The sequence below is a fragment of the Palleronia sp. genome, from assembly GCF_042089775.1.
In the GTDB taxonomy this organism is placed as follows: domain Bacteria; phylum Pseudomonadota; class Alphaproteobacteria; order Rhodobacterales; family Rhodobacteraceae; genus Palleronia.
In genome coordinates, this window is sequence record NZ_JBELKF010000062.1 from 1 (window position 1) to 20,642 (window position 20,642).

The 20,642-nt window shown below is 65.7% G+C and carries 19 protein-coding genes and 1 pseudogene; 7 read left to right on the forward strand and 13 right to left on the reverse strand.

Annotated elements, in window-relative coordinates; genetic code table 11:
* Positions 1 to 27 precede the first annotated feature (27 nt).
* From ACFDS3_RS14100 to ACFDS3_RS14115, 4 genes and pseudogenes are all read right to left on the reverse strand, one after another.
* Positions 28 to 435: pseudogene (locus ACFDS3_RS14100) on the reverse strand (CoA-transferase); the annotation flags it as partial.
* Positions 432 to 1,097, reverse strand: a complete 666-nt coding sequence (locus tag ACFDS3_RS14105) for a 3-oxoacid CoA-transferase subunit A (RefSeq protein WP_375262990.1) — start codon at positions 1,095 to 1,097, stop codon at positions 432 to 434. The gene ACFDS3_RS14105 and the pseudogene ACFDS3_RS14100, both read right to left, overlap by 4 nt.
* A 23-nt stretch (positions 1,098 to 1,120) precedes the next feature.
* On the reverse strand, positions 1,121 to 3,073 hold the full coding sequence (locus ACFDS3_RS14110) for a TRAP transporter permease (RefSeq protein WP_375262991.1): 1,953 nt from the start codon (positions 3,071 to 3,073) through the stop codon (positions 1,121 to 1,123).
* A gap of 70 nt (positions 3,074 to 3,143) precedes the next feature.
* Positions 3,144 to 4,274 carry a TAXI family TRAP transporter solute-binding subunit gene (locus ACFDS3_RS14115; RefSeq protein WP_375262992.1) on the reverse strand — a complete coding sequence of 377 codons (1,131 nt, stop codon included), beginning with the start codon at positions 4,272 to 4,274 and terminating at the stop codon, positions 3,144 to 3,146.
* Between the two features lie 180 nt (positions 4,275 to 4,454).
* On the opposite strand from ACFDS3_RS14115, the gene ACFDS3_RS14120 reads away from it, so the two are divergent.
* On the forward strand, positions 4,455 to 5,381 hold the full coding sequence (locus tag ACFDS3_RS14120) for a LysR family transcriptional regulator (protein ID WP_375262993.1): 927 nt from the start codon (positions 4,455 to 4,457) through the stop codon (positions 5,379 to 5,381).
* A 76-nt stretch (positions 5,382 to 5,457) separates the two neighbouring features.
* Here the strand turns inward: ACFDS3_RS14120 and ACFDS3_RS14125 are convergent, their stop codons facing one another.
* Genes ACFDS3_RS14125 through ACFDS3_RS14160 form a run of 8 tightly spaced genes read right to left on the reverse strand, consistent with a single transcriptional unit; the run spans position 5,458 to position 13,784 of the window.
* Complete coding sequence (locus ACFDS3_RS14125; protein ID WP_375262994.1) at positions 5,458 to 6,888, reverse strand: hypothetical protein; 1,431 nt, start codon at positions 6,886 to 6,888, stop codon at positions 5,458 to 5,460.
* Positions 6,889 to 6,914: 26 nt separating this feature from the next.
* Positions 6,915 to 7,676, reverse strand: coding sequence for an enoyl-CoA hydratase/isomerase family protein (locus tag ACFDS3_RS14130; protein WP_375262995.1), 762 nt, complete (start codon positions 7,674 to 7,676; stop codon positions 6,915 to 6,917).
* Positions 7,673 to 8,536, reverse strand: coding sequence for a MaoC/PaaZ C-terminal domain-containing protein (locus ACFDS3_RS14135; protein ID WP_375262996.1), 864 nt, complete (start codon positions 8,534 to 8,536; stop codon positions 7,673 to 7,675). The genes ACFDS3_RS14130 and ACFDS3_RS14135 overlap by 4 nt, the downstream gene beginning before the upstream one ends.
* Positions 8,526 to 10,646 carry an acetate--CoA ligase family protein gene (locus ACFDS3_RS14140; protein ID WP_375262997.1) on the reverse strand — a complete coding sequence of 707 codons (2,121 nt, stop codon included), beginning with the start codon at positions 10,644 to 10,646 and terminating at the stop codon, positions 8,526 to 8,528. Before ACFDS3_RS14140 ends, ACFDS3_RS14135 begins: the two co-directional genes overlap by 11 nt.
* Positions 10,643 to 11,797, reverse strand: coding sequence for a thiolase (locus ACFDS3_RS14145; RefSeq protein ID WP_375262998.1), 1,155 nt, complete (start codon positions 11,795 to 11,797; stop codon positions 10,643 to 10,645). The genes ACFDS3_RS14140 and ACFDS3_RS14145 overlap by 4 nt, the downstream gene beginning before the upstream one ends.
* A complete protein-coding gene (locus ACFDS3_RS14150; protein WP_375262999.1) occupies positions 11,794 to 12,174 on the reverse strand; it encodes a Zn-ribbon domain-containing OB-fold protein in 381 nt (126 codons plus the stop codon). Before ACFDS3_RS14150 ends, ACFDS3_RS14145 begins: the two co-directional genes overlap by 4 nt.
* 21 nt (positions 12,175 to 12,195) lie before the next feature.
* Positions 12,196 to 12,621, reverse strand: coding sequence for a PaaI family thioesterase (locus tag ACFDS3_RS14155; protein WP_375263000.1), 426 nt, complete (start codon positions 12,619 to 12,621; stop codon positions 12,196 to 12,198).
* Positions 12,618 to 13,784, reverse strand: a complete 1,167-nt coding sequence (locus ACFDS3_RS14160) for an acyl-CoA dehydrogenase family protein (RefSeq protein WP_375263001.1) — start codon at positions 13,782 to 13,784, stop codon at positions 12,618 to 12,620. The genes ACFDS3_RS14155 and ACFDS3_RS14160 overlap by 4 nt, the downstream gene beginning before the upstream one ends.
* Positions 13,785 to 13,869: 85 nt before the next feature.
* Here ACFDS3_RS14160 and ACFDS3_RS14165 point away from each other — a divergent pair, with 85 nt between their 5' ends.
* The 6 genes from ACFDS3_RS14165 (at position 13,870) to ACFDS3_RS14190 (ending at position 19,779) form a co-directional block, all read left to right on the forward strand.
* The gene (locus ACFDS3_RS14165) at positions 13,870 to 14,646 is read left to right on the forward strand and encodes an IclR family transcriptional regulator (protein ID WP_375263002.1); all 777 of its coding nucleotides are present in this window, start codon (positions 13,870 to 13,872) and stop codon (positions 14,644 to 14,646) included.
* 55 nt (positions 14,647 to 14,701) lie between these two features.
* Positions 14,702 to 15,613, forward strand: coding sequence for an SDR family NAD(P)-dependent oxidoreductase (locus ACFDS3_RS14170; RefSeq protein ID WP_375263003.1), 912 nt, complete (start codon positions 14,702 to 14,704; stop codon positions 15,611 to 15,613).
* A 254-nt stretch (positions 15,614 to 15,867) separates the two neighbouring features.
* Positions 15,868 to 17,028 carry an acyl-CoA dehydrogenase family protein gene (locus ACFDS3_RS14175; RefSeq protein ID WP_375263004.1) on the forward strand — a complete coding sequence of 387 codons (1,161 nt, stop codon included), beginning with the start codon at positions 15,868 to 15,870 and terminating at the stop codon, positions 17,026 to 17,028.
* The gene (locus ACFDS3_RS14180) at positions 17,028 to 18,137 is read left to right on the forward strand and encodes a CaiB/BaiF CoA transferase family protein (protein WP_375263005.1); all 1,110 of its coding nucleotides are present in this window, start codon (positions 17,028 to 17,030) and stop codon (positions 18,135 to 18,137) included. The genes ACFDS3_RS14175 and ACFDS3_RS14180 overlap by 1 nt, the downstream gene beginning before the upstream one ends.
* Positions 18,128 to 18,964: a MaoC family dehydratase N-terminal domain-containing protein gene (locus ACFDS3_RS14185; protein WP_375263006.1), complete on the forward strand. Its 837-nt coding sequence runs from the start codon at positions 18,128 to 18,130 to the stop codon at positions 18,962 to 18,964. The genes ACFDS3_RS14180 and ACFDS3_RS14185 overlap by 10 nt, the downstream gene beginning before the upstream one ends.
* Entirely contained in the window at positions 18,958 to 19,779 is an 822-nt protein-coding gene (locus ACFDS3_RS14190; RefSeq protein WP_375263007.1) for an HpcH/HpaI aldolase/citrate lyase family protein, read from the forward strand. Before ACFDS3_RS14185 ends, ACFDS3_RS14190 begins: the two co-directional genes overlap by 7 nt.
* A gap of 92 nt (positions 19,780 to 19,871) precedes the next feature.
* On the opposite strand, the gene ACFDS3_RS14195 is transcribed toward ACFDS3_RS14190, so the two are convergent.
* A complete protein-coding gene (locus ACFDS3_RS14195) occupies positions 19,872 to 20,495 on the reverse strand; it encodes a uracil-DNA glycosylase family protein (protein ID WP_375263008.1) in 624 nt (207 codons plus the stop codon).
* Positions 20,496 to 20,642: the final 147 nt, after the last annotated feature.

Below are 20,642 nucleotides of genomic sequence, written 5' to 3' on the forward strand. Positions count from 1 at the left end.
CAGAAGGGCAGGAATCGTTCCATGTTATACTGTGCAAGCGACCGCGCCGCCCACCGCCGGCGGATAGGCTTCGTCCAGCGTGGCCCAATTGGCAAGGTCACCGTTTTCGGCCACCTGGTAGGCGCCCAGAACCGCGATATCGATATGACCGCCGCGCATCATCGCAAAGCTGTCGGAATGCTCGAAAAAGGCGGCGCCGGGGGCGGCCGTGACATAGCGCTTGCTGGCGTCGATCAGCTCGAGGTCCTCGGCGCCCGGCGCGGGCGCGGGACCGACCCCAAGAATGCCGTTTTCCGAGTGGTAAACCACCTCGCGTCCCTCGGGCACGTAGCCAGAGACATGGGTCGGCTTGCCGATACCCAGATTGACATACGAGCCATCGGGAATGTCCCGCGCCACGCGGGCCGCAAGCTGTGCGTCGTCAAGCACGTTCAAGGTCTGACTCCGTATTCCACCACGCGTTTCACGAAGATCCCGGGTGTCACCACGGTCTCGGGATCAAGCGGGACATCGGAAAGCTCACGCACCTCGGCCACCGCATGTTTCGCCGCCATCGCCATCACCGGGTTGAAGTTGCGCGCCGTGGCGTGGAAGCTCAGATTGCCCCACTTGTCCCCCCGTTCGGCGCGGATCAGCGCGAAGTCGGCCGCCAGCGGTGCCTCGAGCACGTAGCCGCGCCCGTCGATCACCCGCGTCTCCTTGCCCTCGGCCAGCCGCGTGCCATACGCGGTCGGGGTCAGGAAGCCGCCAATCCCCGCACCGGCCGCGCGGATACGTTCAGCCAAGGTGCCCTGCGCCACGACTTCGAGCGCGACCTCGCCCGCCTCGTAGCGCTTCTCGAACCAGATGGAGCCGGGTGAGCGAGGGTACGAGCAGATGACCTTTGCCACCCGCCCGGCCTTCAGCAACTTAGCGATGCCGGTCTCGCCCGCCCCCGCATTGTTGGAGATCACGGTCAGCCCCGTCGCCCCCTGGTCCAGCAGCGCGTCGATCAGCCCGAAGGGGATGCCTGAGGACCCGAAGCCGCCGATCATCACAGATGCGCCGTCGGTGATTGGGGCGACGGCAGTCGCCAGGTCGGTCGCGCTCTTGTCCACTCGCGTCTCTCCCGTCTGTTGGCTTATGCCTTGACCGCGTTTCTGCGGCGCACGAGCCCAAGGTTCACAACGACCACCGCCACGAGAATCCCTGCGCCGATGAGGCTTGTGGTCAGCTCCGGGAACAGGATGAGGATGCCGCCCGCGGCGAAAGCGATCCTGCTTGCGGTGCCGATCCTGCCGACCTTGTAGATCCACGCTTCGAAGGCCGAGGTGATCGCCCAGATCGCAACCAGTGTGAGCAGAACGCGCTCGGCGATCTGCACCCACGTCCCCTCCATGATGAGCGCCGGGTCGTAGACGAAGATGAAGGGCAACACGAAGAGCGGCATGCCAAGGCGCATCGCGTTGAACCCGGTCTGCATCGGCTTCGATCCCGCCACGTTCGCCGCCGTGATCGCCGCAAGCGCGACCGGAGGCGTGATGTAAGAGAGCATGCCCCAGTAGAGGATGAACAGGTGGCTGGCGATCGGGTTCAGCCCGGCCTGCACCAGCGCCGGGGCCAGAAGGATGGACAGAAAGATGTAGCAGGCCGTCACCGTCATCCCCATGCCAAGCACGAAGCTGGTCACCGCGCCCGCGAGCAGCATGAGCGCCGTGTTGCCGCCAGCGTAGAGCAGCAGTTCGCGTGAGAACGCGCCCGCCACGCCGGTATAGGACAGTCCGCCGACCACGAGCCCGATGCCAGCCAGCACGGCCACGAGACTCGCGATGTTGGTCGAGATATCGAGCAGGAGCAGCTTGGCCCGTCGAAGGGTCAGGCGCGTATCCTTGTTGAAGGCCGTCGCCAGCAGCATCACCACCGACGCGTAATAGGGGGATCGGGCTTCCATACGCAGCCCCATCAGCACGAAGATCAGGACGACGAGGCTCAGCAGGTAGGGCCACCCGGATTTCAGAACCGGCCACAGTGCCGGCATGTCGCTTCTGGGCAGCCCCTTCAGCCCCCGCCGGGCCGCGTACATGTCGACCTGGAACAGAAGCGCGACGTAGAACATCAGCGCGGGAATGACGGCCGCGATCACGATACTGGAGTACTGCACCCCCAGAAAGGAGGCCATGACGAACGCAACGGTGCCCATGACGGGCGGCATCAGCGTTGCGCCGGTCGAGGCACAGGCCTCGACGGCGGCGGCGTAGTGCGCGGGATAACCCACGCGCCGCATCGTCGGGATCGAGAACGGCCCCGACGTCAGGATATTCGAAATCACGCTGCCCGACAGCGACCCGAGGATTCCGGACCCGATCACTGCGACCTTCGCCGGACCGCCACGGCTGTGTCCAAGCAGGGCAGATGCGAGTTCCATGAAGAAGTCGCTGCCTTTGGTGGCGACCAGAACGGATCCGAAGATCACGAAACCGATCACGAGTTCGGCGACGACCTGCATGGGAATGCCGATGATGGATTCGACGCCAAGCACATGTGCCCGGACGGTCCCGACGAGCGAATACTCGGTCCCCCACAAGAAGCCCGGCATGTAGTCAGCGTAAAGTGGGTACGAGCCAAAGAGCAGCGCCGTGACCAGCAGGATCGGCCCCCCCGCCCGCCTTACACCTTCAAGCACAAGCAAGATCAGCACGAACGCCATGACGTCGGCCATCGGCGGCGCGTCGTATTCCCAGCCCTTCTGGATGATGTCGAGCCCGTGCATGCCGAGCCAGCCCGCGCTTGCCAGGGCCGCCACCGCAAGGATGGGGTCAAGCCACCAGAACCGGTGCGGGTGCATCGTGCTGGCCGGCAGCGTCAGGAACGCGACCGCCAGGAAAATCCCGATGAGATAGTAGAGGTAGGCGTTGCCGAGTGGCTGAAACCCGAAGAGGTTGAGCAGGAATTGCTGGTTGATGGCCATCGAGACGCCAAGGGCGCCAAGCACCATGACGATCACGCGCGTGGCCGTCTGGCCGGGGGCCGTCGCTGGTGTCACAGCGATCTCCTCGGCCGGCGAGGCGGCCTCGGTGGTCTTGTCGGAATCCATGAGCTCATCCCGGTCTTGCGAGAAACGTCCCCGGCGCCCGTCGCGCCGGGGAGACATCAGATGCTGAGGTTCAGTTCAGGCCGGCCACGACTTCTGCACGACGCTCCATCCACGCATCCGCGAACGCCTCGGCCTCAAGGTCGCCGTTCTGAGCCTTGAACTCGTCCCAAGCTGCAAGCAGCGCATCCATCCGCTCGGTGCGCGTCTGGTTCCAGGCGTCGTCCTCTTCGGTCCAGATGCCCTTTTCCTTGAGGTAGCGGATTGCCCCCTCGTGGAAGGGCACGTCGATCGCCGGCTTGCCCGACTGCTCGAGCGCCCAGCGGCTCATGGTTGCGGTGCCGTCCTTGTACAGGTCGTAGGTCTCGTCCAGGGCCTTGATGAAGGCATAGACGTCGTCGGCCGACTTATCGGCGGTCGTGGTGATCACCGGGTAGCGATAGGCCGCCATCTTGGCAATTTCGCCTTCTTCCAAGCCGGCCGCGACATCCTCGTCAGAAGGTCCCATGATCGGCAGGACCTTGAGCAGCCCCTCCCATCCGGCCGCGTTATCCGCCTCGAGCGGCGCATAATGGATGCCCCGCGGGCTCTCGGCCAGTTCGTAGAGCTGGCTCGTCGTCGGCGTAGTGCAGGTGGCGTCGGATTCGTTGCGCGTCATCGACGACATCGCCGCCGCGTAGGTCGGGAAGGTGATCACCTCGACGTCATCGAGCGTCAGGCCGCCGAAGGCCAGGATCGCCTCGCATTTCACATTCACCGAAGGGTTCCCGGCGACAAAGGCGATGCGCTTGCCGCGGGCATCCTCGACGGTATCGATCCCCGCGTCACCGGCCGCGATCAGCGTGATGCCGGCGGGACGTCCCGCGACGGCGCGCAGTTCCCGCGGCCCCCAGTCGGGAGTTGCGAAGTCGAACGCGCCCTCGGACACGAAGAAGGCTTCGGTTGCCAGGAAGGCGTAGTCCGCGCGTCCCTGCAGAAGCGGCTGAAGGCGACCAATGCCGCTGCCAGACGGCTGGATGCGCACGCGGGTGCCGAACTCCTTGCCGAAGGCATCGGCGATCGCCGAGGCTTCCGCATAGCCGGCCGAGCCCACGTCGTAGGACGTCCAGACCATGGTCTGCGGCAGATCCTGCGCCGAAGCGGAGAACGCGCCCCACGTCATCAGGCCACACAAGGCGGCGCCGTATTTAATTCCGGTGTTCATGACTTCCTCCCTATTCACGTGAAGCCGCCGGCGGACCGATCCTCCTTCGGCCTGCATTCCGCGGGGCGCTCCTCCGAACGACACCCGGCGGTACAGCATCTTCATGCTAGGGAGAGTGGCGAGCTGTCAGTCATGTTTCAAATGCATTATACACATAACAGAGATATAGATGAGGCATGAATGGACTTCCGTCAGTTGCGCAATTTCATCCATGTGGTGGAGCTGAACAGCATCACCGCTGCGGCCGACCGTCTGAGCATCGCGCAGCCCGCGCTGAGCCGTCAGGTTAAAGCGCTTGAAGACGAACTGAACGTGTCCCTGCTGCGCCGTCATGGGCGCGGAGTGATGCCCACCGAAGAGGGCATCTGGCTGGCGCGCCGCGCGAAGGCGATTCTCGAAGACATCGAGGAGATGGCCGGTGACGTCTCAGGCAATCGGGCGCCCCTGTCGGGGATGGTGACGGTGGGTCTGCCGCCTACGGTGTCAGAGGTTCTTGCCACGCACCTGATCGAGCGGACGATGGCCACCTATCCGAAGGTGAAGCTGCGGGTCATTTCCGGCTTCAGCGGCCATGTGCAGGACTGGCTCCTTCGCGGGAAGATCGACCTCGGCATCGCGTATGAGGGGCAGAAATCCGCCTCGATCAGGACGCAGCCGATCATCATCGAGCAGCTCTTCCTCATCCAGTCGGCGGACATCGAAAGCGCACGGGACGGCGTACCAATACCTGCCCGCGAGGCGCTGGAGCAGCCGCTGATCCTGCCCAGTCCCGAGCACGGGCTGCGCGGCCGCATCGAAGCCATCGCGCAGGGCCAGGAAATCGACCTGAACGTGGTGCTCGAGATCGACATCCTGCCCACCATGCTCGCCTTCGTCGAGCGCGGTCTGGGCAGCACGATCCTGCCGCTGGTCAGCGTGATCAATCACGTGCGCGAGGGCCGGCTGATCGCGCGGCCGATCGTGCGGCGCTCCATCGACCGGACGTTGGTCCTGATGACGCCGTTGAACCGCCCCGGCTCGCGGCTGAGCAGCAGCTTCGCCGACTTCCTGATCGCCGAGGTGCATGCGATGGTGACCTCTGGTCAGTGGCCGGGCACAACGCTTTGAACAAGGACATGCACGGAAGCTCTGTCGAAAGGCCCGAGCCATGCCTGCAAGGCATGCCCCGCCACGTCGGGATGGTCTAGATCAAGCCGTTCAGCATCAGGGTCGTGAGCATCAGCGCCCAGACCAGCAGGATGGCGACGCAGTAGGGCCCGTTCCAGCGCAGCCCGATGGTGGCGGGACTGCGCCCGATAATCGCGCCGCAAATCACCAGCGTGGTGATGAAGGGCGACAGTCCGATCACCGCTGTCCAACCCCCGACGATCGCGAGCGCAATGGCCACATCATTGAGGCCCAAAACGCCGAGTTGCGCCGCAATCGCGCCAAGGACCGACGCGACCACGATCGGATTCACGCCCACCAACGCCAGCCCGAAGATCGAGAATGACATGCCCAGCGCCAGCGACACCGGGCCCAGCCCCAGCACCGCGATCGCATCGCGCAATGCCTCGACCGGGATCAGCGCCAGCAACACCACCGGCAGGAACCCGGCCGACGCAAAGACCCCGATCTCGGGACCCATGTCCGAGAGGCGACCCCAAGTGGCGCGCGAGGCGCGGCCGATACCCGATGCGGGGCCGCCCGGCATGGCCCGGGACGAAAGCGCGGCCCAGAGGAGCGCGTAGCAGGGCACGGCACAGATCAGTCCTTGCTGGAAGCTCAGCGGCGCAAGCTCATGCACCAGCGACACCGTCGCGCCCAGAGCCAGGACATGAGCGACCAGGGCAACGGCCCCGGTCCAGCTGCGCGGCGGCGGGCTGGGACGCGGCAGGCCGAGACGGCGAAGGCGACGCCCCTCCCGACGGTCGAAGGCCCAGCCGATGGCGATGAACACGAAGGACATGGCAAAGCCGATGGGGCCAAAGCTCATATAGCTCAGGTCCGGCACCGCGATCAGGACCGCGTTGATGGCAAAGCCGAAGGGCGACCAGAGCGAGATCAGCGAAAAGCCTCGGATCACCGCCAGCGTCATGCGCCTGAGCCGCGCCTCGCGCGCTTCGGGGGGCAGCCGAGCAGCCTCGTCGGACGCCATCGAGCGTTGGGCGAGATCGAGCAGCAGCGCCAAGCCGCCAAAGTTGATCAGAACGCCGAAGAGATGGCTGCCAGACGTCAGCGCAAGATAGCGCCGCGAGGCCGGCTGACCGGTGACGAAGAGGCCGGCCCGGTGCACCTCGGGTGCGATGGCCGCCGCCGAGCGCAACGTACCGAGCATCGCGATCAGCGCCGACAGGAACAGCATCCGATCGACTGCCTTCCAAAGCACTTCGGGCGCCACCACCTGCCACAGCGCCGCCACAAGCCCGCCCAACGCCATCAGCACCGGCACCCACGTGCCAAAGCCGAACTGGCGTCTGGCCAACACCAGGTAAAGGACCAGGAGCGCAGTGGCGAACCCGGCCAGCAGGCGCGAGTCGATGAAGACCAGAACGACTGCGGCAAGCATGATCGAGGCCAAGAGGATCCGACGCAGGTGCGCTGTCCCCGGTGCGGCCCCCCCTGCTCCGGTCACGCGGGAAAACGTGCTTCTCGAGACGCTCAGCATCCCCGAAATTGCGGCCGCCTCTTCTCGGCGAAGGCTGCGCGGCCCTCCGCCGCGTCTGCGCTGTTCAGCAAGGCTGGCTGCAACGTCGCCTCGTAATCCAGCGCGTCGTTCAGGTCGCGGGCGAACCAGTCGAGGATGAATTGCCGTGGCAGCGGCGCGGCGTCCGCCTCCTGCAGCGCCAGGTCGCCTGCGAGCCGTGCGGCGCCGCCGGGCTCGGCCAGCTCGTCGGCAATGCCCAGCTCCAGCGCCTCGGGCGCCTCGACCACGCGGTTGTTCAGCAGCAGCCGGCGGGTTTTTGCGGGGCCGATCCGTGCGGGCAGCGTGCTCAGCAGTCCCATGTCCGGCATCAGCGCGATCTTGGTGAACGCGGCGACAAAGCGCGCCTCGCGCGAGGCCACCACCATCGGGCAGGCCAGCGCCAGCGCAAAGCCGCCACCCGCCGCCCACCCTTCGATCGCTGCCACCAGCGGCTTGGGAAAGCGCGCCATCCGGGTCACCATGTCGGAAATCACGGCGAACCGCTCGCGATGCGCCCCGATGCTGCGCTCGCCTTGGTCGCGGATGTCGCCCCCGGCCGAGAAATGCCCGCCTGCGCCGGTCAGCACTACGGCGCGGACGGCCTCGTCGGTGGCCGCGTCGCCCAGGGCTGCCCGCAGTGCCAGTCGCCTGTCATGGCCGATGGGGTTGCGCCGCTCGGGCTCGTTCAAGGTGATGGTGCGCAGCCCTTCGGCGCTGGTCGCGATGTCGATGCTCATGCCGCTCCCCTCAGCTTGAAAAGCCCGTTGCCGATGGCGATCTTGTCGCGCTCGATCACGCGCGTTCGAAACGAGCCGTCGTTCCAGATCTCGGTCCGCAGCGTTTCACCCGGGTAGACGAAAGCGGTGAAGCGCGCGTCCATCGAGCCGAAGCGGCTGTCGTCGTAGTCGCACATGACTGCCAGCAGCGCATGGGCGGCGAGGCCGAAGGTGCAGAGGCCATGCAGGATCGGCCGTTCGAAACCCGCCTTCTCGGCCACCCGCGGATCGAGATGCAGCGGATTGGGATCGGCGTTCCAGCGATAGTAGAGCGCCTGCTCGGGTCGGGTCGGCGTGTCGAATACGTGGTCCGGTCGAGTCTCGGGCAGTGTATGGGCTTGCTTGACTGGCCCGTCGGGTCCGCCGAACCCGCCATCGCCGCGCAAGAATGTGGTGCCTCGGCAGGTCGCCAGGTGCACGCCGCTCTCGGCCTCGCAGATCCTCTTCTCGTAGTAGAGCAGCGCACCGCGCCCTGCGCCCTTGTCGACAAGGCCGGTGACTCGGGTCTTGGCGACGACGGTGGCCTCGTTCGGGATCGATCTGTGGATGGTGATGCCCTGCTCGCCATGCACCACCTTCACCGCGTCCACGCCGGTCTCGGGGTTGCCGAGCCAGAAGCCTGGATGGCCCAGCACGTTGACAATGGCCGGCATCGCCCGCGCGTCGTCGGCGAGTGCGCCGATATAGGGAAGCTGGCGCATGTCCAGAGGGTCCTGCCCCATGCCGACGGTGAGCCCGAAGCGCGCCACTTCTTCGGCACCGTAGGTCTGGCGGACCGCGGGGATGTCGAAGTTCATCAGCTGGTCGTAATCAATGGGCATCTGCAGCGACCTCCTGCCGGTCGAGCTCGATCACCGCATCGAGCGCGTAAGCGCCCTGCCCCTCCGGCATCGCCAAAACCGGATTGAGGTCGATCGAGACCAGCCGTTTGCCCGCGCCCGCCGCAAAGATGGACAGGTTCGACAGCATCTCGGCCAGCGCGCCGATATCGGCCGGTTCGGTGCCCCGCGCGCCTTGCAGGATCGCCGCGCTGCGGATCGACAGGATCATGTCGCGCGCCGTCTCTGGTCCAAAGGGGCAGGCCCGCAGCGCCACGTCGTTCAACAGTTCGACGAAGATGCCGCCAAGACCGAACACCGCCACCGGGCCGAAGGTCGGGTCGCGATTGATGCCCATGAGGCACTCGACGCCGCCCGACAGCTGCTTGGCCACCAACACGCCGCTGACGCGGGCGTCCGGCGCATGATGCGCTGCCGCCGCGAGGATCTCGTCATGTGCCGCACGCACACCATCCGCATCCCGGATGTTGAGAATGACCGCGCCAATGTCCGACTTGTGCAGGATGTCCGGAGAAAGGATCTTCATGACGACCGGGTAGCCGAGGGCTTCGGCAGCCCGAACCGCCGCATCGGGTTCCTGAACGGCCTGCTCGGGCGCAATGCGGATCCCGGCTTGGGATAGCAGCGCCTTTGCCTCTGCCTCGTCCGGAGCTTCGGGGGGCAAAAGGACCGGCTGTGCCTCGCGCAGCGCAGCTGGGCGCCCGTGCGACCGCCCGGAGCCGAAACGCAGGATGGCATCCAGCGCCCGCACGGCGCGGCAGGGATCGTTGAAGACCAGGATGCCGGCGTCGTCATAGCGCTGCAGGACGTCCGGATCCCCCAGCGCGCAGAAGGCAATGATGCGATCGGGAAACGCCTTGCGCAGCGGGGTCATCGCCTCGAGGATGGTATCCGCCATGGATCGGCTTCCGGCGACGTAGGTCAGGAAGCACAGGACGGCGCCATAGTCACCCTCGTCCAACCCCGCCCTTGTGAACTGTTCAAGAAGCGATGGGTCGTTCAGGGCCTGGGCGGTACAGTCGAGCGGATTGACCGGCGACGCATATGGCAGGACCTGCTTCAGCGCGACCTGCGCGGCCTCGGGCATGGCCGGCATGGGAAGCCCGACCCGTTCGGCCTCGTCGCTGGCCACGATGCCCGCGCCGCCGCTCACCGTCACGACTCCGAGCGCGTGTCGTTTGGGAAACACCTTCTTCGACGCTGCATACGCGATGTCCATCATCGTTTCGGGATCGCGCAGGACGATCGCGCCATGATCCGACAGGACCGCATCAGCCACCACCGCATCGCCCGTCAGCGATGCGGTGTGGGACGCGGCGGCGCGTGCGCCCACGGCGGAACGGCCAGATTTCAGCGCGATCACGGGCTTTCCTGCGCTCCGCGCCACGTCGAGCGCCTCAAGCAGCGCCGGAGCGTCATTGATCGCTTCCATGTAGGTGCAGATCACGTCCGTGGTGTCGCTTTCAGCCATCCAGAGGACCGCATCGGCCACGGTAATGTCGGCTTCGTTGCCGGTGGTGATAAGCACCGAGCAGCCCAGCCCCCGGTCCCGCGCCAGCGCCCCAAGATGCGCGCCGAAGGCTCCGGACTGGCTGGCGATGCCGATGTTCCCGAGTGTCGGGAACCCGGTATCGAGCGACGACGAGAACGTGCCGTAATACCCGATTCCCACGTTAAAGACGCCAAGCGTGTTGGGCCCTAGCAGGCGCATGCCATGCTCGGCCGCCAACGCCACCAGGTCCCGTTGCGCTGCCTCGCCCGCTTCTCCGGTCTCTGCGAACCCTGCCGAGAACAGGGTGACCGCCTTGCAACCCTTCCGGCCAAGCGCCTCGATGGCGGGCGGCACCAGCCTGGCGGGCACCGCAATCAGCGCCGCCTCCGGCGCGCCCGGCAGGTCCTCGACGCTGGCGTAGCAGTCCAGGCCCTGCACCGTCTCGCGTTTGGGATTCACCGGCAGGATGCGCCCCTCGTAGCCGGCCTTGAGCATGGCCGCGATCGGACGCCCACCGATGCGGGTCGGATCGTCGGAAGCACCGATCACGGCGACGGATTTTGGGGCGATCAGTCCGTCAATATGCGGAAGGCTGGTCATAGCGCCGCTTCCGAGCCCAGGATCGCAGTGCACTGGCTGGACAGGGTGCCGCCATTGCCGTGGCACAGCGCGTAGGTGCAATCTTCGATCTGCCGCTCGCCGGCCTCGCCGCGGATCTGGGCCACCGCTTCGGCGATCAGGAACAGGCCGTACATGCCCGGATGTACGCAAGAGAGCCCGCCGCCATTCGTGTTGACCGCCAGTTCGCCGCCCGGCGCGATGCGCCCGTCCTGCACAAAGCGGCCGCCTTCGCCCTTCGGACAGAAGCCCAGATCCTCGAGGAAGAGGATCGTGTTGATCGTGAAGGCGTCGTAGAGCATTACCACGTCGATATCGTCGTGGCTGACGCCGGCCATCTCCATCGCCCGCGGTCCGCTCTGGGCGGCAGCGGTGGTGGTGAGGTCAGGCATCGCCACGATCGACCGGTGGTAATTGGCCGCGCCGGCACCCATGAAGTACACCGGCTTGCCTGGCAGATCCCTGGCCCGATCGGCGCGCACCAGAACGCATGCAGCGGCGCCATCGGTAACGAGGCAGCAGTCCGCCTTGGTGAGCGGGTCCGAGATCATGCGTGCCGACATCACCTCGTCCTTGGTGAGCGGCCCGCGGGCAAAGGCCTCGGGGTTGAGGTTGGCCCAATCACGCGCCGCCAGCGCCACGTCGGCCAGATCCTCACGCTTGGTGCCGTATTCTGCCATGTGACGGCTGGTGGCCAGCGCGTAGGCGGTGATCGGGTGGCGCGGTTTGTAGGGAGTCTCGTGCCATTGCGGCTCGCTCATCGAGACGAGCCGCCCGCCAGCGGTGCGCTGATTCGAGCCGTAGCAGACCAGCGCCGCGTCGCAGAGGCCTGTCTGGAGCGCCAGCGTTGCCTGCAGCAGGTGCATCTCGAAGCTGGAACCGCCGACATTGGTGCTGTCGAAGAAGCGCGGCTTCAGGCCGAGATACTCCACCACGCTCATCGTGGGGAAGGCATGGCTGCTGGTCGCGGCGAAAACGCCGTCGATGTCCTGAAGCTTCAGCCCGGCATCATTTACCGCCCGGACCGCCGCCTGTCCCAGCAGCTCCATCGCAGTGAAGCCCGGCGCCTCGCCGACGCCGGCAGTCGCCATGCCGACGATCGCGGATTTTCCACGGATGTTCTGCACGCTCATGCCGCGCCCTCCCCTGTCAGGTCGAAGACGACGCGCGGACCGTCCTCAGTCTGCTCGACGCGGGCCTGCACCCGCGCGCCGATCTCGGCGGTTTCCACCTCGGGCAGCGTCGACATCATGCGAACGCCCTCATCGAGTTCGATCAGTGCCACGTTCCACGACCCGGCGCGGGCGCGGTTCACCGTAATCGCATAGATCGTGCCGGTGCCCTTGGCCTCGACCCATTCGAGGTCGGTGGCGCCGGTGGGCGTGGTCACCTTTGGCCAGAAAACGTACTCTCCGGTGCTCTTGGCGCGCTGGATCATGAAACGACCCGCGGCCAGAAAGGCCTCGTAAGCAGCCTGCGGTCCGAGTTTCGAGATATCGATTTCGCCCATGTCTTCCCCATTCTTTCGGTCTCAGTCTTTCCAGCCCAGAAAAAGGTGCGTCTGCGACGTCGTACCAACCAACTTGCCGTCGCCGCGGGTCAGCGTGACTTGCAGCACCAGCGTCGTGCGGCCGACATGAACGGGCACGCAGCGCGCGGTGAGCGTGTCGCCCACCTTCACCGGGCGGATGAAGTTCGTCTTGGCCTCGATCGTCGTGTTCGAGATCTCCACCGGGCTGTTGATAAAAGCCGACGAGCCCGCAGCGGTGTCGGCAAGGGTCATCAACGCGCCGCCGTGGAGCACGCCGTTGCGGTTGCCCATCGCCTCGGTGACGAGCATACGGCACACCACCTCTTCGGGGGTGCAGGCCACGACTTCGATGCCGAGCAGATTCGAGAACGGCGACTGCGGCGGCATCTCGTCGATGCTGCGGGTCCGGTGTTCGGCCACGGTCACTGGGTCCGCTGCGCCAGCGTTCGCCGCGCGATGACCAACTGCTGGATCTGACTGGTGCCCTCGTAGATGCGCAGCAGGCGGATATCACGGTAGAGCCGTTCGATATCGTATTCCGCCATGTAGCCGGCGCCACCGTGGATCTGCAGCGCCCGGTCGGCGATGCGGCCGGCGGCCTCGGTGCAGAAGTACTTGGTGCAAGACGCCTCCAGGATGGCCTTGCCCTCGCGGTCGAACGTTTCCGCGGTGGCGCGGACCAGCGCACGGGCGGCGAGCAGGTCGGCCTGACAATCGGCGAGCAGGCCCTGGACCAGCTGATGCTCGCCAATCGGCTTGCCGAACTGCCTGCGCTCAAGCGCGTAATCGGTGGCGATGTCGAGCATGCGCTGGCCCTGCCCTACGGCCATGGCACCGACGTGGATGCGGCCGCGGTCGAGCACTTTCATGGCCGTCCGGAAGCCGCGGTTCAGGTTCTCCGGTCCGCCGATGATGGCACTTTCCGGCAAGCGCACGTTCTCGAAGATGACGTCCGAAGTCTTGGTACCTCGCTGGCCCAGCTTGCGATCGGGTTTGGCAATCGTGATGCCCGGCGTGTCGGCGGGCACGATGAAGGCCGAGACCCCGTCCGCGCCCGGCTTGTCCGGGTCGGTCCGGGCGAAGACGGTGAAGACGCCCGCGCGCACCGCGTTGGTGATATAGCGCTTGGTGCCGTTGATCACGAAGTCACCTTCGTCGCGCTTTGCCGAGGTGCGAATGCCGCCTGCGTCCGAGCCGTTGTCCGGCTCGGTCAGTGCGAAAGAGGCGATCACGTCGCCGCTCGCGACGCCCGGCAGCCACTGCTGCTTCTGCGCGGGCGTGCCGTCCATCACGATGCCCTGCGAACCGATGCCCACATTGGTGCCGATCAGCGAGCGGAACGTCAGCGATGCGTAGCACAGCGCCTCGACGAGGCGTGCCTCCTGCGGGACGTTAAGGCCGATGCCGCCGTATTCCTCCGGCGTCGACAGGCCGAACAGCCCCATCTCCTTCATTTCTGCCACGATGTCCTCGGGGACATCGTCTTCCTCTTCGACCCGGCGTTCCGCAGGGATCAAGCGCTCGCGGGCGAACCGGTCCACCGTCGCCACAAGCTGTTCGAAGACATCGCTGTCTACTCCTGCCGTCATCGTCTCTCCTCCCTCGACGCCTCGGTCACTCTTGCTCTAGCAAAATAATTCTGTATAGCAAATGTAATTCTACTGAGGGAATGACGTGATTGACGATAACGCGCAGAAACTTGTTCCCGCGGTTCAAAACGCGATGATCATCATGAGGCTACTCGCCGCCAGCGGCCGGCCCTTGGGCGCAACGCAGATCGCCCGCGAGGCGGGGCTCAACGTCTCGTCGGCGTTCAACATCCTGCGGACCCTGAGCCACGAGGGACTTCTGAGCTTCGATCCAGAGGCCAAGACCTATCGCATCGGCATGGGCCTGATGGAGTTCACCGCTCCCCTCCTCGGCGCCAATCCCGCCGATCTGATCCGCCCGACCCTAACCGCCATCGCGCAAGATCATCAGGTCGCGATTGCGCTGTGGCAGATTGCTGCGAACGAGCGGATCACACTGATAGACCGCTTCACCGCGCCCAACATCGTGCAGGCGGTGATGGCGCGCAGCAGCCGCTTGCCGGCGTTCGCCGGCGCCATCGGGCGCGTCTATGCGGCCGCAAGGAACCTGAACAAGACCCAGACGCGCGAGGGGTTCGACAGCGTCCGCTGGCAGAACGCGCCGGATTTCGAAACCTACTGGTCTGACGTGCACGCAGCGCGCGATAGCGGCACTGCGCAAGACCGGGGAAACCTGTTCCGGGGACTCGACATCGTGGCGGCGCTGTCGCGCGACGCCTCGGACGTGCCGCGCCTCGGCATGAGCAGCATCACCATCACGGGGCAGCAGACCGAGGAAAGCCTCGAGCGCGTCGGCATCGCGCTTGCCGAGGCTGCCCTGAAGATCGAGCGCGGCGTCTTCGGCCGTCCTCTTGGCGCCTGACCCACCCGAACCCATGCCACGCGATCCAGAACGAGACGGAGGAGATATACCCCAGATGAAACCCCTCGACGGAAAAGTCATGCTGGTAACCGGCGCCGGCGGCGGCATCGGTCGCGCCATCGCGATGGAGGCCGCTCGCGCCGGCGCAGCAGTGGTCGTGAACGACATCGGTGCCTCGCTCGACGGCCAGCGCGAGTCCACTGCCGCCGCACAGGACGCCGTGGCCGAGATCGAGAGGCTCGGCGGACGGGCCGTCGCAAATGGCGATGACGTCTCGGACCCCGACGGCGCAAGGGCCATGGTCAAACAGGCGATCGACGCCTTTGGGCGGCTTGACGCGGTGGTCAACAACGCCGGGATCCTGCGCGACGCCTTCTTCCACAAGATGACCTACGAGAACTTCGACGCAGTGGTGAAGATTCACCTCTACGGCACCTTCAACGTCAGCCGGGCCGCCGCCGACGTGATGCGTGAACAGGGGTCGGGAAGCCTGATCCACATGACCTCGACCTCGGGCCTGATCGGCAACCTTGCGCAGGCCAACTACTCAGCCGCAAAGCTGGGCGTGGCGGCGCTGTCGAAGTCTCTGGCGCTCGACCTGCAGCGGTGGAATATCCGCTCGAACTGCATCGCCCCCTTCGCCTGGAGCCGCATGACCTCGTCCATCAAGGTGGACAGCCCCGAGCAGGAAGAGCGCGTAAATCGGATGAAAGAGATGAAGCCCGAGAAGATTGCGCCGCTGGCGCTCTATCTCGCTTCGGACGACGGCGCCGACACGACGGGCCAGATCTTTGCCGTGCGCAACAACGAGATCTTCCTGATGTCGCAGCCACGCCCGGCGCGCTCGGTACATCGTGGGGAGGGCTGGGACATCGAAACCGTGCGCAGCCACGCCATCCCGGCGCTGAAAGCGGCCTACATGCCCCTCGACGTCTCTGGTGACGTGTTCTGCTGGGACCCGGTCTGATCCGGCATGCCCGCTACGGCGCCACATGAAACCTATCGCTCCCGCAGGTCCCTGCGGGGGCGTTCACGTTTCCAAACGAAAGGCCAGGCCGCCGCCCCGCTTTTGTGGTGCAGCCTCTCCGCACCCGATGCCGCAGCGCCATGCCCAAAAGGCATTTCAGAAAGACCATTCAGATATTTGAATTATGACTCGCTCCGGCGGATGATCTGGCCACAGGCAGAGGCCCAGCTTAGAACGCCCCGGAGGCTCCCCACGTGTACGACCACGACAACGATCATCAGGACATCCGTGACGCGGTGCGCGCGCTCTGCGCGGACTTCCCCGACGAGTATCACCGCAAGATCGACGAAAAGCGCGCCTATCCGGAAGAGTTCGTCGACGCACTGACCAAGGCTGGCTGGATGGCCGCGCTGATCCCCGAGGAATACGGCGGCTCGGGCTTGGGCCTGACCGAAGCGGCGGTGATCATGGAAGAGATCAACCGTGCCGGCGGCAATTCCGGCGCCTGTCACGGCCAGATGTATAACATGAATACGCTGGTCCGTCACGGTTCGGAAGAACAGCGCCAGCGGATCTTGCCGAAACTCGCGACCGGCGAATTGCGCCTGCAGTCGATGGGCGTCACCGAGCCCGCCACCGGGACGGATACGACGCAGCTGAAAACCACGGCCGTGAAGAAGGGCGACAAGTACGTGGTCAACGGTCAGAAGGTCTGGATCAGCCGCGTGCAGCATTCCGACCTGATGATCCTGCTTGCCCGCACTACGCCGCTGTCCGAGGTGAAGAAGAAGTCCGAAGGCCTGTCGATCTTCCTCGTCGACATCAAGGACGCGATGAAGTCGGGCATGACCGTCCAGCCGATCCTCAACATGGTCAACCACGAGACCAACGAACTGTTCTTCGACGACCTGGAGATCCCCGAGGAGAACCTGATTGGCGAGGAAGGCAAGGGCTTCAAGTACATCCTCACCGGCCTCAACGCCGAGCGCACGCTTATCGCCGCCGAATGTATCGGCGATGGCTACTGGTTCACAGACCGCGTCGTGAACTACGTCAGCGAGCGCAAGGTCTTTGGCCGTGCCATCGGCCAGAACCAGGGCGTGCAGTTCCCCATCGCCGAAGCCTACATCGAGATCGAGGCCGCCAACCTGATGTGCCGCAAGGCCAGCCGCCTGTATGATGCCGGTGAGAATTGCGGCGCCGAGGCCAACATGGCGAAGTACCTCGCGGCAAAAGCCTCCTGGGAAGCTGCGAACTCATGTCTCCAGTTTCACGGCGGCTTCGGCTTCGCCTGCGAATACGATGTCGAGCGCAAGTTCCGCGAGACCCGGCTATACCAGGTGGCGCCGATCTCGACCAACCTGATCCTGTCCTACATCGCCGAACACGTTCTCGGCCTGCCGAGGTCGTTCTGATGCGCCCGCTCGAAGGGGTTCGGGTCGTGTCCATCGAACAGGCGGTGGCTGCGCCCTTCTGTACCTCGCGCCTCGCCGATGCTGGCGCCGAGGTGATCAAGATCGAACGGCCCGAGGGCGACTTCGCCCGCGGCTATGATGACGTGGCGAACGGCCAATCGAGCTATTTCGTCTGGCTGAACCGGGGCAAGCAGTCCAGAACGCTCGACCTCATGTCTCCCGAGGGGCGCGATGAGCTGACCCGCCTGCTGGGGGAAAGCGACGTGCTGGTACAGAACCTCAAGCGCGGCGCACTGGCCCGGCTGGGCTTTTCATTCGAGCGCCTGGGCGAGGAGTTCCCGAAGCTCATCATCTGCTCGATCTCGGGATATGGCGAGGATGGCCCGATGGCCGACCGAAAGGCGTACGACCTTCTGGTGCAGGCGGAATCCGGTCTCTGTTCGATCACCGGCGGCCCCAGCGAGCCCGCGCGCGTCGGCATCTCGATCGTCGACATCGCCACTGGTGCAACCGCGCAGTCGGCCATCCTCGAGGCGCTGATCCGCCGCGGCGTGACGGGACAGGGGGCAAACATCTCGATCTCGATGTTCGACGTCATGGCCGACTGGCTTACCGTGCCGCTGCTCAACCACGAAGCCGGAAAGAGCCCCAAGCGCGTCGGACTCGCGCACCCCTCGATCGCGCCCTATGGTGTTTTCACCGCCCGCGACGGTGCGCAGATCCTGCTTTCGGTGCAAAGCGAGCGCGAGTGGAAGAAGCTTTGCGCGGTGTTCCTGAATATGCCCGAGCTCGAGTCCGATCCCCGGTTCGCGACGAATGTGGCGAGGGTGGCCTACCGGGCCGAGACCGACGCCGTACTGGGTGCGCGCTTTGCAGCCCTGACAGGGGACGAGGCCGTCGAGGCGCTGTTGCGCGCTGATGTGGCGCTGGCCCGGGTCAACGATATGGCCGGGCTTTCCGATCATCCGCACCTGCGCAGGATCACGGTCGACACACCGAACGGTCCGGTCTCCTACCCGGCCCCCGCCCCGATCTGGAAAGATGGGTCCCGCGACTACGGCGCGGTGCCGGGCCTGGAATCGCTCGATGAGGGGATGTCATGGATCTGAACCTCGACCATCTCAAAAGCTGGATCGGTCGCGAGGAGAGTGCGTCGGAACTGCTGACCCCGAGCCTCGCCGTGCGGTTCTACGCGACTTTTGACAGGACCGGCTCCGTTGCGGCCGGCGCAGAGGCACCGTTCATGGTGCATCACTGCCTCTGCCAACCGGTCGTGCCAGCCGCGGAACTTGGGCCCGACGGCCACCCGAAGCGGGGCGGCTTCCTGCCGCCGGTCTCCCTGCCCCGCCGGATGTGGGCCGGGGGCGCGATTGCCTTTCATGCGCCGCCGCGCATCGGCGAGATGGTCGCCCGCCGCTCGACCGTCGACGACGTGTCGATCAAGCAGGGCCGCAGCGGCACGCTCTGCTTCGTGACCGTCACGCATCAGTATTCCAGCGACGACCGTGCGATGCTCACAGAACGGCAGGACATCGTCTATCGCGAGGCGCCGGCCCCCGGGACCCCGACCAGAACGCCGGCGCCCGCCCCGGATGGCGTGGACCGACGCGAAGTCGCTACCTCGCCCGAATTGCTGTTCCGATACTCGGCGCTGACGTTCAACACGCACCGCATCCACTACGATCTGGGCTATGTCACTGGAGAGGAAGGGTACCCGGGCCTCGTGGTGCACGGGCCGCTACAGGCTGCACTGCTGGCGCAATACGCCGCCGATTTGCGCGGCAGCAAGCCTGCGAGGTTCCGCTTCCGCGGCATGTCGCCCGCCTTCGCCGGCACGCCGTTAGTGCTGCATGCGAGTGAGGCGGACGGTGCGCTGAAACTCTGGAGCGCCACGCCCGGTGGCCCGGTGGCAATGGAGGCAACGGCGGAATGGTGAGCGACGACACGATCCGCACGCTGCTTTTCGTGCCCGCTGACCGTCCTGACCGTTTTGGGAAGGCCGCTGCGTCGGGCGCTGACGCGGTTATCCTCGACCTCGAGGATGCCGTCGCCAGGGATCGCAAGGACATCGCCCGCGCGGCGCTGCACGCCGACTTCACCGATCTTCCGGTGCTGGTCCGGATCAATGGCACTGGCACACCTTGGCATGCAGACGATCTCGCGGCCCTGCGCGACCTCGCCGTCGCCGCGGTCGTCCTGCCCAAGGCCGAGACGCCAGGTGCGGTTGACGCGATCTGCCGCACCCTGGAGGGTCGGGTACCGGTCTTGGCCCTGATCGAAAGTGGGCTGGGCTTGGCGCAGGCGCGCGCCATCGCCGCTCTGCCCGGCGTCTGCCGACTGGTCTTCGGGTCGATCGACTATTGCGCCGATCTCGGCTGCGAACACCGGCGCGACGTGCTTCTGCCAGCTCGATCGGAACTGGTCCTGGCCTCGCGCCTCGCCGGCATCGCCGCGCCCATCGACGGCGTAACCGCGCGGCTCGACGACCTGTCGCAGACCCGGGACGACGCGTCCCACGCCCGCGCACTCGGGATGACCGGCAAGCTCTGCATTCATCCCCGGCAGGTCCCTGAGGTACGGCGCGCGTTCGCACCCTCCTCAGCCGAACTCGATTGGGCGCGACGCGTGATCGTCTCTGGCGACGGCGCGGTCTCTGTGGACGGCGCGATGGTCGACGAGCCGGTGCGCATGCGGGCGCAAAGCATCCTGGCGCAGGCAGCAGAGCGACCCGCCGAGGGTGGCTCCGACTAGGCCCCCCGACTAACATCCGCGGCTGGTGATCACGCCTGATCGTCCGGAGTAGGTCTGCAAACGCTTACCGGGCATCGGGCTGAGCAACTGGATCAGGGACTGTCCACTACCGATGCCTCGGCAGGGCTTGGGCCGCCGAGGACCTCCCGAACCCGAAAGCGCAATTCGGGCACCAGCTCTGCTTCGAACCAGGGGTTCTTTCTTAGCCAGGACGTATTTCGCCAAGAAGGATGCGGCAAAGGGATGATGCCGTCCGGCGCCTCACGCCAATTCCTGACGACTTCTGTCATTGGCTGCCGTGTCCCGAGGTGCCAGCGCTGCGCATGCCCGCCAATCACCAGCTTCAGGCGTATGTTGGCCATCATCTCTAGAACCTTGATATGCCAAGTCGCTGCGCAGGCTGGCGGAGGAGGAAGATCGCTCCCCTTCGCGTCATACCCGGGAAAGCAAAAGCTGTTCGGCAAGATGGCGATCCGGCTGCGGTCGTAAAAGGTTTCCTTGTCGATCCCGAGCCAGTCCCGCAGACGATCGCCGGACCTGTCCTGAAAAGGGATGCCCGCTTCATGAGCCCGCAGCCCCGGAGCTTGGCTTGCGATGAGAAGACGAGCCGCCGGGTCCAGCCAGACCACCGGCCGCGGGGCGTGGCGCGTGTGCGTCGCAGCGAAGCGGCCAGCGCACAGGCGGCACGCTGCTATCGAGACTTTGAGCTCATCCATGCGCGTCAGATAAGCAGCGGCTATAGGAACACAACGGACGGCCACGGCCCCGAAACCTCAAGCGTCGCCGGCTGCCAGCACGACGCTAGGCCCTGGACTCATAACCAGAAGATGACGGTAGCGGCGAGGGCGATGGCCGAGAGGAAG

Bases quoted from the DNA above. Each gene is read 5' to 3' on its own strand.
- ACFDS3_RS14110 (WP_375262991.1), bottom strand. From the start codon at position 3,073: ATGGATTCCGACAAGACCACCGAGGCCGCCTCGCCGGCCGAGGAGATC.
- ACFDS3_RS14115 (WP_375262992.1), bottom strand. From the start codon at position 4,274: ATGAACACCGGAATTAAATACGGCGCCGCCTTGTGTGGCCTGATGACG.
- ACFDS3_RS14120 (WP_375262993.1), top strand. From the start codon at position 4,455: ATGGACTTCCGTCAGTTGCGCAATTTCATCCATGTGGTGGAGCTGAAC.
- ACFDS3_RS14130 (WP_375262995.1), bottom strand. From the start codon at position 7,676: ATGAGCATCGACATCGCGACCAGCGCCGAAGGGCTGCGCACCATCACC.
- ACFDS3_RS14135 (WP_375262996.1), bottom strand. From the start codon at position 8,536: ATGCCCATTGATTACGACCAGCTGATGAACTTCGACATCCCCGCGGTC.
- ACFDS3_RS14140 (WP_375262997.1), bottom strand. From the start codon at position 10,646: ATGACCAGCCTTCCGCATATTGACGGACTGATCGCCCCAAAATCCGTC.
- ACFDS3_RS14145 (WP_375262998.1), bottom strand. From the start codon at position 11,797: ATGAGCGTGCAGAACATCCGTGGAAAATCCGCGATCGTCGGCATGGCG.
- ACFDS3_RS14150 (WP_375262999.1), bottom strand. From the start codon at position 12,174: ATGGGCGAAATCGATATCTCGAAACTCGGACCGCAGGCTGCTTACGAG.
- ACFDS3_RS14160 (WP_375263001.1), bottom strand. From the start codon at position 13,784: ATGACGGCAGGAGTAGACAGCGATGTCTTCGAACAGCTTGTGGCGACG.
- ACFDS3_RS14170 (WP_375263003.1), top strand. From the start codon at position 14,702: ATGAAACCCCTCGACGGAAAAGTCATGCTGGTAACCGGCGCCGGCGGC.
- ACFDS3_RS14180 (WP_375263005.1), top strand. From the start codon at position 17,028: ATGCGCCCGCTCGAAGGGGTTCGGGTCGTGTCCATCGAACAGGCGGTG.
- ACFDS3_RS14185 (WP_375263006.1), top strand. From the start codon at position 18,128: ATGGATCTGAACCTCGACCATCTCAAAAGCTGGATCGGTCGCGAGGAG.
- ACFDS3_RS14190 (WP_375263007.1), top strand. From the start codon at position 18,958: ATGGTGAGCGACGACACGATCCGCACGCTGCTTTTCGTGCCCGCTGAC.
- ACFDS3_RS14195 (WP_375263008.1), bottom strand. From the start codon at position 20,495: ATGGATGAGCTCAAAGTCTCGATAGCAGCGTGCCGCCTGTGCGCTGGC.